Below are 8,306 nucleotides of genomic sequence, written 5' to 3'. Positions count from 1 at the left end.
AGCGGCCCGGTAGCCGCCACCGGCAGATGCGGCTCGATCAAAGCCCACTCAGCATCGGTCACATCGAAGCGCGCCACACCGGAGTTCTACCAGTCGCAGCCAGCTCACCGTCAGACCTGCCAAGATCCGAACCCCAAACAGCTCCTAGGGTGTCCCCGGCTGCATGACACACCCCAACGCGCGTCCACTTCCGTGAGGGAAGGCCCGTCCTCGTCGACCACGACCCACGACACCGACTCATCGGCAGCCATCGCTCGTTCAGCCCGGTAAGGCCGCCCTGCCGTACCTGACCTGTCCAACATGTCGTACGGACCCCCAGATACTGTGCGCCAAGTAGCCGCTCACACTACTTGAAGTACTTGCCGCACAACCGAGAGTCACCGAAGATAACCACCGGCACCTTCCGTCGCACCGTGACCTCATCGGCTGATCTGGGGCTCTATAGCCACCCAATGCCCCACCCGCATCAGAACTGCCAGTGGCGATAGCCCAGGCCCAACGGCTTGCTAACACCACTGGCCGCTCGGTTGCTGCTCAAGCCCCGCCTCGGGTCTCACCGCGGCCCGTGCCGGGCGGTCAGCCTGTGCTTGGTGACCAGCGTGGTCAGGGCGAGGCGTAGGAGGGTGATGCGGGCATCGGCGTCGGTACCGTAGATCCCGATCGTCACGCTGGTCGCGGGGGCTGAGCAGCATACGAACGAAAAGTCGCGTTAGCGGGCCGGCCGGAAGCGGCTTGGCGTGACATTCCGTTCCGGAGTGGACCTTCCGAAAGATCGGACCGAGCTGGCGCACCACGGAGGCAGTGAGGATAAGGGGCATTGGGGGCCCCGCTGGGTTGCTGCGGCAGGACGCCATGAAGCGCTTAGTGGTCGGCGTGACTGTCTGTCGGGCGGCATCGGCCAGCGCGGCGGTCCTGCAAGCTTTGTGCAGCGGCGCGGCCGAGCTGAGTCCCGACCGGGGGGAGCGCAGGCGCCGCCTGTCGCGGGCCGCGTACATCGCCGCCTGGGTCGCGGGCCACCTGGACGTCTCGCACGAGATCATGCGCGAGGTGCGGGGCGATCCGGCGGCCCGGTCGCTGTCGGCGGCCGCGGCCGCCGGCTTTCTGGTGCTCGTCACGGAGGGGGATGCCGACACCGCGCACGCGCTGCTGATGGACGCGATCGAGCAGGCCCCGGCCCTGTCCGGCCCGCCGCACGGCGACCTGGAGACCGCGCTCTTCACCCTCACGCTCGCCACCCAGTTCTCGGGCCGGGAGGAGCACTGGCGACCTCTGGTCGAGGTGCTCGCCCAGCTTCCCGAAGCGTCGCCCGCCGCCGCGGCGTCGCTGGGGCGCATCCACCACGACCTCGGCTCCGTCACCGACGACATGCTGCGCCGCCTGGACGAGGAGATCTCGCGGCTGAAGGGTCAGACCGACGCCGACGTGGTCATCCGCACCGCCCTGGTGGCGGAGTACTTCGATCGGCTCCCGGGCTGTCGCGAGGAGGTGTTCCGGGTCATCCGCGACGGCGGAGCGGTGGGGTCGAGCATGCCGGGTCTGATCTTCGTCGCCGTCGACGACATGTACGCCAGCCGGTGGCAGGCGTCGGCCGAGGCCGCGGCCGAACTCATCGCGCTGTGCGAGGAGACCGGATACCACTTGTTCGCCCAGGTGGGGCACTACTTCTCCGCGATGGCCGCAGCGCAGCGCGGCGACCTCGACGGGTGCCATGAGCACTGCCGGGCCATCTGGGACTGGTCGGGGCCCAGGCGGCTGCGGCGCCTGGTGAACCACGCCCACCAGGCGGCGGCCCGGGCGGCCGTCGGCGCCGCCGACTTCGAGACGGCCTACCGGCACGCCACGGCGATCTGTGCCCCCGGGGTTCTGCCGCCCTTCAACCCCGATGTGGAGTTGTCCGCACCCGACCTCGTCGAAGCCGCCTTGCGGACCGGGCGGGACGCGGAAGCGCGACGGCACGCGGAAGCGATCCGCGACTCCGGCATCGGCCGCCTGTCGTCGCGAATGGCGCTGACGGTGACCACGATCACGGCGATGACCTCGGCTCCCGAGGACATGACCCGGCGCTTCGAGGAGGCCCTCGCACTGCCGGGCGCCGAACAGTGGCCCTTCGAGGTCGGCCGCGTTCATCTGGCGTACGGCGAGGCGCTGCGCCGTCAAGGACTCAACCGCGAGTCCCGGGCGCAGTTGACGGCCGCCCGCAGGCTCTTCGAGGAGCTCGGACGAGTGGGACGCCCAGCTGTTGTTCCTCCTCCAGCGGGGCTACCGCGTCGTCGCCCACGACCGGCGGGGACATGGGCGCTCCGCCCAGGTCGGCCACGGGCACGACATGGACCACTACGCGGCGGACGCCGCTGCCATGGTGGCGCACCTCTGCCTGCGCGACGTTGTCCACGTCGGTCACTCCACCGGCGGTGGAGAGGTCGCCCGGTACATCGCCGGGCACGGCGCCGGACGGGTCGCCAAGGCCGTCCTCATCGCAGCGGTCCCGCCGCTCCTGGTCCGAACCGCATCGAATCCGGGAGGGGTGCCGATCGAGGTCTTCGACGGCTTCCGCGAGGCCGTGGCCACCGACCGCTCCCAGTTCTACCTCGACCTCGCCTCCGGGCCGTTCTACGGGTTCAACCGGCCGGGCGCGGAGGTGTCCCAGGGCGTCATCTGGAACTGGTGGCGTCAGGGGATGGCCGGTGGCGCGCAGGCGCACTACGAGGGCATCAAGGCGTTCTCGGAGACCGACTTCACCGACGATCTCTGGGCGATCGACGTGCCCACGCTCATCATGCACGGCGACGACGATCAGATCGTTCCCACCGCCTGCTCCGCCGAGGTGGCGGTCACGCTGGTCAAGAACGCCGGCCTGAAGGTCTACCCGGGGCTGTCGCACGGCATGGGCACCGTCAATGCCGAGACCATCAACGCCGACCTCCTCGACTTCATCAAGAGCTGACACCCGCCGGGCCCGGGTGCCCGGCCGGGTGGTTCTACGCGTGAGTTTTGGTACCAGTGCCGAGTGAGTTTTGGAACCAGCGTGTAGCCGGGTGGTGACGGTTCAGCGAGTTTTGGTACCACTGCCGGTGTTGTGGTGAGACGCTCGGTGCTCTGAGGCGTGAGGGGGCACATGCGGGCGGATGACCAAAGTGGAGTTGTTCGCCGCGATCCGGCGCGACTCTCGGTTGGAGGGGTTGTCGCAGCGGGCGTTGGCCACCAAGTACGGGGTGCATCGCCGGATGGTGGCCGAGGCGTTGACGTCGGCGTGGCCCCAGCCGCGCAAGAAGATGCCGCCTCGCCAATCGCGGCTGGACCCGTTCAAGCCCGCTATCGATCAGATGCTGTGGACGGATCTGAATGCTCCTCGAAAGCAGCGTCACACGGTGCGCCGGATCTTTAACCGGCTGGTGGCCGAGCAGGAGATGGAGGGCGTCTCGTATTCGACGGTCTGCAACTACGTCGCCTGGCGGCTGCCGCTGATCTTGCAGGAGGCGGGTCGTGGCCCTCCGCCGGAGGTGCCGATCGATCAGATCCACAAGCCGGGGGTCGAGGCCGAGGTCGACTTCGGGGACGTGTGGATCGATCTGGCCGGGGTGCGGACCGCCTGCTACCTGTTCGTGTTCCGGATGTCGTACTCGGGCAAGGCGGTGCACCGCGTCACGGCGTCCTGCGGTCAGGAGGCCTTCTTCGAGGGGCACGCGCATGCTCTCAGCCTGCTGGGCGGGGTACCGTCCGGCAAGGTCCGCTACGACAATCTGAAGGCCGCGGTCGCCCAGGTGGTGGGCTTTGCCCGGGCTCGGGTGGAGAACCAGAGATGGGTGGCCTTCCGCTCGCACTACGGCCTGGACGCCTTCTACTGCCGGCCGGGCAAGGACGGCGCCCACGAGAAGGGCGGAGTGGAGGGCGAGGTCGGCCGGTTTCGTCACAATCGCCTGGTCCCGGTCCCGCGCGTCGAGTCGCTGGCGGAACTGAACTCCATGATCGAGCAATGGGATCGAGAAGACGACCAGCGCAGGATCGGATCGCGGGTCCGGACCGTCGGTGAGGACTTCGCCACCGAGCGGCCATTGCTGCAGCCGCTGCCCGAAGAGCACTTCGAGACCGGCCGGGTCTTTCAGCTGCGCGTGGATCGTCGTTCGCAGATCACCGTCCGTTCCGTCCGCTACTCGGTGCCGGTCCGGCTGATCGGATACCCGGTCCGGGTACTCCTGCACGCCTCCCATCTGGTCATCTACCACAAGGGGGTGGAGGTCGCCCGGCATGAGCGGCTGATCGCCAAGTCCGGTTCCCGCCTGGAGCTGGATCACTTCCTGGAGGTGCTCCTGCGCAAGCCGGGTGCGCTGCCCGGGGCAACCGCTCTGGATCAGGCCCGTCAAGGCGGCAAGTTCACCCCCGTGCATGACGCCTGGTGGGCGGCCGTCCGCAAAGCGCACGGCGACGCCGCCGGCACCCGCGCACTGATCGAGGTGCTGCTCCTGCACCGCTCCATGGCCCACGAGCACGTCGTTGCCGGGATCGCGACGGCGTTGAAGGTCGGCGCGCTCACCGCGGACGCGGTCGCTGTCGAAGCGCGCAAGGCCGCCCACGGCGACCCGCAGCCCACCACCGTCGAGCCCGGGGCACGCCCGATCGGAACGCCGGTGCAGCTACCGGAGGACATCGCATCCTTGACTCAGCGGCGGCTGGCCACGCTGCCGGTCGACACCCGGCCGCTGCCCTCGGTGGCCGCCTACGACGAGCTCCTGCCCAGCCGACGTGCTCTTGCACCACCTGCCACCAGCCAGGGAGACGCATCATGACCACCCACCAGCGAGGCCTGACCGAGCCCGCCGCCGAGACAGCCATCGACCAGGCCTGCCGGCTGCTGCGACTGCCCACCATTCGCGGCCAGTTCATCCCCACCGCCGACGCCGCCGAACGCGAACAGCTCACCTACCGCGGCTTCCTGGCCGAGCTGCTGATGGCCGAATGCGATGATCGCCAGCGACGCCGCTCCGAGCGGCGCATCAAGGCCGCCGGGTTCCCGCGACAGAAATGGCTGTCGGACTTCGATTTCGACGCCAACCGCAACATCCCGCCCGCCGTCATCCACACCCTTGCCAAGTGCGAATGGGTCAAGAACGGGCATCCGCTCTGCCTCATCGGCGATTCAGGGACCGGCAAGTCGCACCTGCTCATCGCCCTGGGCGCCGAGGCCGCGATGGCCGAATACCGGGTCAAGTACGTGCTGGCCGCCAAGCTCGTCAACGAACTCGTCGAAGCGGCCGACGAGCTGATCCTCAACAAGACCATCGCCCGCTACCGACGCTTCGATCTTCTCTGCATCGATGAACTAAGCTACATGGAGCTTGACAAACGCGGCGCTGACCTGCTGTTTCAGGTGCTGACTGATCGCGAGGAAACCGCCAGCGTCGCCATCGCCTCCAACGAGAGCTTCGGCGGCTGGACCAAGACCTTCACCGAACCTCGCCTCTGCGCCGCCATCGTCGACCGGCTCACCTTCAACGCCACCATCATCGAGACCGGAACCAACTCCTACCGCATGGCCCAAGGCCGAGCCAAGACACAGACAGGCGAAACAGCCTGACCCGTTGGCTATCCGGGGGTGCTGGTCGTATCCCGACATGGGGTTAGCGAGCAATGCGCCTGATGAGTGGCATCTGGCGGCCAATATCCGGTGTCGTGGCAGTGCCTCGCCTGCTAGAACCCTGGCATGGCTGATCGCAGCATCGTCGTTATTGGCGCCGGCATCATCGGAGCGTCACTGGCGTACCACCTGGCCGGGCGCGGCCGACCCGTCACGTTGATCGAAGCAGGCATGCCTGGTGCAGGCGTCACCCGCGCTTCTTTCGCCTGGATCGGACGACCGGTCACCAGCGACCTGCCCTCGGCGCCGCTGCGCTACCTCGCGCTGGATGAGTACCGGCGGCTGGAGACGGAGCTTCCCGAATTGTCGATCCGCTGGTCGGGTTCACTCAGCTGGGACGGTTTCGACGAGACCCCTGGGCCGCGCACGGAGGATGTCGCAGCGCTGGAACCGCACCTGCTCGATCCCCCGGCCGTGGCCGTCCATCACCCGGAAGATGCGGCGTTCGACCCGGTCGCGGTGACCGATCTCCTGGTCGCAGCCGCGCGCGACCGGGGCGCGCGGCTGCTGGCGGGGGTGCTGGCGACTGCCCTCGACCACCAGGCGGGCACGGTGAGCGGCGTCCAGACGACCGCCGGAGTTGTTCCCGCCGAGACCGTCGTCTTGGCCGCCGGTACCGGCACGGTTGCCCTGTGCACCGGAATCGGCATCACCCTGCCCATCGAGCCGTCGCCCGCCATCCTTGTCCGGCTGCGCGCAGCGCCAGGCCTGGTCCGAACGATCATCGCGACTCCATCGCTGGAGGTCCGGCAGCTCAACGACGGCACGGTCCTGGCCCCCATGGCCTACAGCGGCGAGACGGACCAGGCCGCGCTGCTTGAGACCGCCCGACGTGTCCGCGACCGGTTCGCTGCTTCCTTCACCGGAGCTGGCGCTACGGAGGTTGTCTCCGTCGAGATCGGCTGGCGCCCGATGCCTACCGATGGAGAACCGGTCATCGGCCAGCCTGCCGGCACTCGCGGTCTGTACGTCACCGTGATGCACTCGGCGATCACCCTGGCCGCCGCCGCTGGCCGCCTTGCCGCTACCGAAATCCTAACCGGGGTACCAGCCCCCGAGCTCGCCGGTTGCCGGCCAGACCGGTTCCGCTGATTCCCTCAGCGACGACCTGACTGTGCGAATGTTGCGCGCTCTGGTCGGCCATCTGGCATCTCCTCGGCTCCCTCGCCTTGCCCCATGAGCTACACGCCGACTGGCGAGAGACCTGGCGTCCTTGAGAACTGGTACCAAAACTCGTTCGCCGAACGGATCCCGAAGATCGCGAACTGGTACCAGAACTCATACGAATCGCGGTCCAAAACTCGTTCGTGAAACCAGGCCGGGGAATACCGAACACGACTTCCCGGCTCAGACCCTGCTTCGTGAGCGGGCGGCCTACCGACCCATCACACCCACCCATGTTCAAGGAGTTCCGCCATGTCGCATCACACCACTGCCCCCGTTCTGGAAACCGCCGCCGCCGAGTTCGCCGCGGCCACCGCCAACCCGCCGTACCTGTTCGACCTGGGCCCCGTCGAGGGCGCAAGACGGTCGATGAGGTGCAGTCGGGTGAGATCGCCAAGCCGCAGGTCGACGAGGAGTGGATCACTGTGCCGGGCGGCCCGACCGGCAGTGTCGGGGCCCGCATCGTCCGCCCGGCCGGCGCCACTGGGATGCTGCCCGTCATCCTTTACATCCACGGCGCGGGCTGGGTGTTCGGCAATGCCCACACCCACGACCGCCTGGTCCGCGAACTCGCCACCGGCGTGCACGCCGCCGTCGTCTTCCCCGAGTACGACGCTCCTGCGACGTCCGAGCCGAATGCCTGGCCTACGCCCTGGACCGCGATGAGGTGTTCGGCGTGTGGGGCGGCATGTCGGAGCCTGAGCGCCGGCGCCTGCAGATGCGCGGGCTCGCGGCCTGACGCCCCCGGCCGTCTTCCCTTCGGCCGGGGGCGTCGTGCTGTCCGCGTATCGCTGAGGTCAGCCGGTCTTCTCGTTCGTCTGGTTGACGATGTAGGGCAGAGATGACGGACAAGTTGCAATGCTGTAGTCTCCGCTGCCAGCCAGGCGCCAGGGCCCGTAGTAGGCGAAGCCTGCCTTGGACACGTCGTAGTGGCACCAGATCTTCTTCCGGTAGTGCCCTGTGCCCGTGTCGCACCTGTATCGGGCCCGTTCCCGATAGGGGTTGCTGACGCTACCAACAGAGCCTCCGCAGTTGGTGGGTGTCGCCATCGCCGGTGCGGGGATCACCAGGAGGCTCGTGCCTGCCGCGATGGAGAGAGCCACAGCTAGCTTCCGCATGAGGGTCCTTTCGTCGAGATGCGCTGGGCAGAGCCTCGCAAACGCCGGTATATCTGCGGTATGTCCGGCGGCCGATCCTGCCCTCGACATAGCGGGGCATCCCGCCGCCCGCCCGCAGACGATCACCCGGGCGCGCATCCTGGCAGGGTGGACGACCAACTCCCCGCCGACGACCCGATGCTCCACGACGTGTGGGCCACCCCGCCCGCCGAGGAGCGAATCCTCTACCTGCTCGCCGAGGGCGAGGAGCCGCCCGAGGATCTACGGCACGCGGTACGCGACATGTACCGGCAGCGTTAGGAGCTGTTTGGGGTTCGGATCTTGGCAGGTCTGACGGTGAGCTGGCTGTGACTGGTAGAACTCCGGTGTGGCGCGCTTCGATGTGACCGATG

The 8,306-nt window shown here is 68.2% G+C and carries 5 protein-coding genes and 3 pseudogenes; 7 read left to right on the top strand and 1 reads right to left on the bottom strand.

Annotated elements, in window-relative coordinates; translation table 11 throughout:
- Nucleotides 1-861 precede the first annotated feature (861 nt).
- Entirely contained in the window at nt 862-1,710 is an 849-nt protein-coding gene (locus AB0J53_RS45130) for a hypothetical protein (protein WP_364184555.1), read from the bottom strand.
- Nucleotides 1,711-2,212: 502 nt separating this feature from the next.
- On the opposite strand from AB0J53_RS45130, the pseudogene AB0J53_RS45125 reads away from it, so the two are divergent.
- From AB0J53_RS45125 to AB0J53_RS45095, 7 genes and pseudogenes are all read left to right on the top strand, one after another.
- Nucleotides 2,213-2,944: pseudogene (locus tag AB0J53_RS45125) on the top strand (alpha/beta hydrolase); the annotation flags it as partial.
- Nucleotides 2,945-3,125: 181 nt separating this feature from the next.
- Nucleotides 3,126-4,784, top strand: a complete 1,659-nt coding sequence (istA, locus tag AB0J53_RS45120) for an IS21 family transposase (RefSeq protein WP_364184553.1) — start codon at nt 3,126-3,128, stop codon at nt 4,782-4,784.
- Nucleotides 4,781-5,572, top strand: a complete 792-nt coding sequence (istB, locus tag AB0J53_RS45115) for an IS21-like element helper ATPase IstB (RefSeq protein ID WP_364184551.1) — start codon at nt 4,781-4,783, stop codon at nt 5,570-5,572. Before istA ends, istB begins: the two co-directional genes overlap by 4 nt.
- Before the next feature lie 126 nt (nt 5,573-5,698).
- Complete coding sequence (locus AB0J53_RS45110; protein WP_364184549.1) at nt 5,699-6,724, top strand: FAD-binding oxidoreductase; 1,026 nt, start codon at nt 5,699-5,701, stop codon at nt 6,722-6,724.
- 305 nt (nt 6,725-7,029) lie between these two features.
- Nucleotides 7,030-7,404 (top strand): annotated as a pseudogene (locus AB0J53_RS45105) (alpha/beta hydrolase); the annotation flags it as partial.
- Nucleotides 7,401-7,535: pseudogene (locus AB0J53_RS45100) on the top strand (WhiB family transcriptional regulator); the annotation flags it as partial. The pseudogenes AB0J53_RS45105 and AB0J53_RS45100, both read left to right, overlap by 4 nt.
- Before the next feature lie 526 nt (nt 7,536-8,061).
- A complete protein-coding gene (locus tag AB0J53_RS45095; RefSeq protein ID WP_364184546.1) occupies nt 8,062-8,214 on the top strand; it encodes a hypothetical protein in 153 nt (50 codons plus the stop codon).
- Nucleotides 8,215-8,306: the final 92 nt, after the last annotated feature.

The sequence above is a fragment of the Nonomuraea sp. NPDC049725 genome (genome assembly GCF_040674795.1).
Classification (GTDB): domain Bacteria; phylum Actinomycetota; class Actinomycetes; order Streptosporangiales; family Streptosporangiaceae; genus Nonomuraea; species Nonomuraea ceibae.
This window is presented reverse-complemented; position numbering and strand designations above follow the sequence as displayed.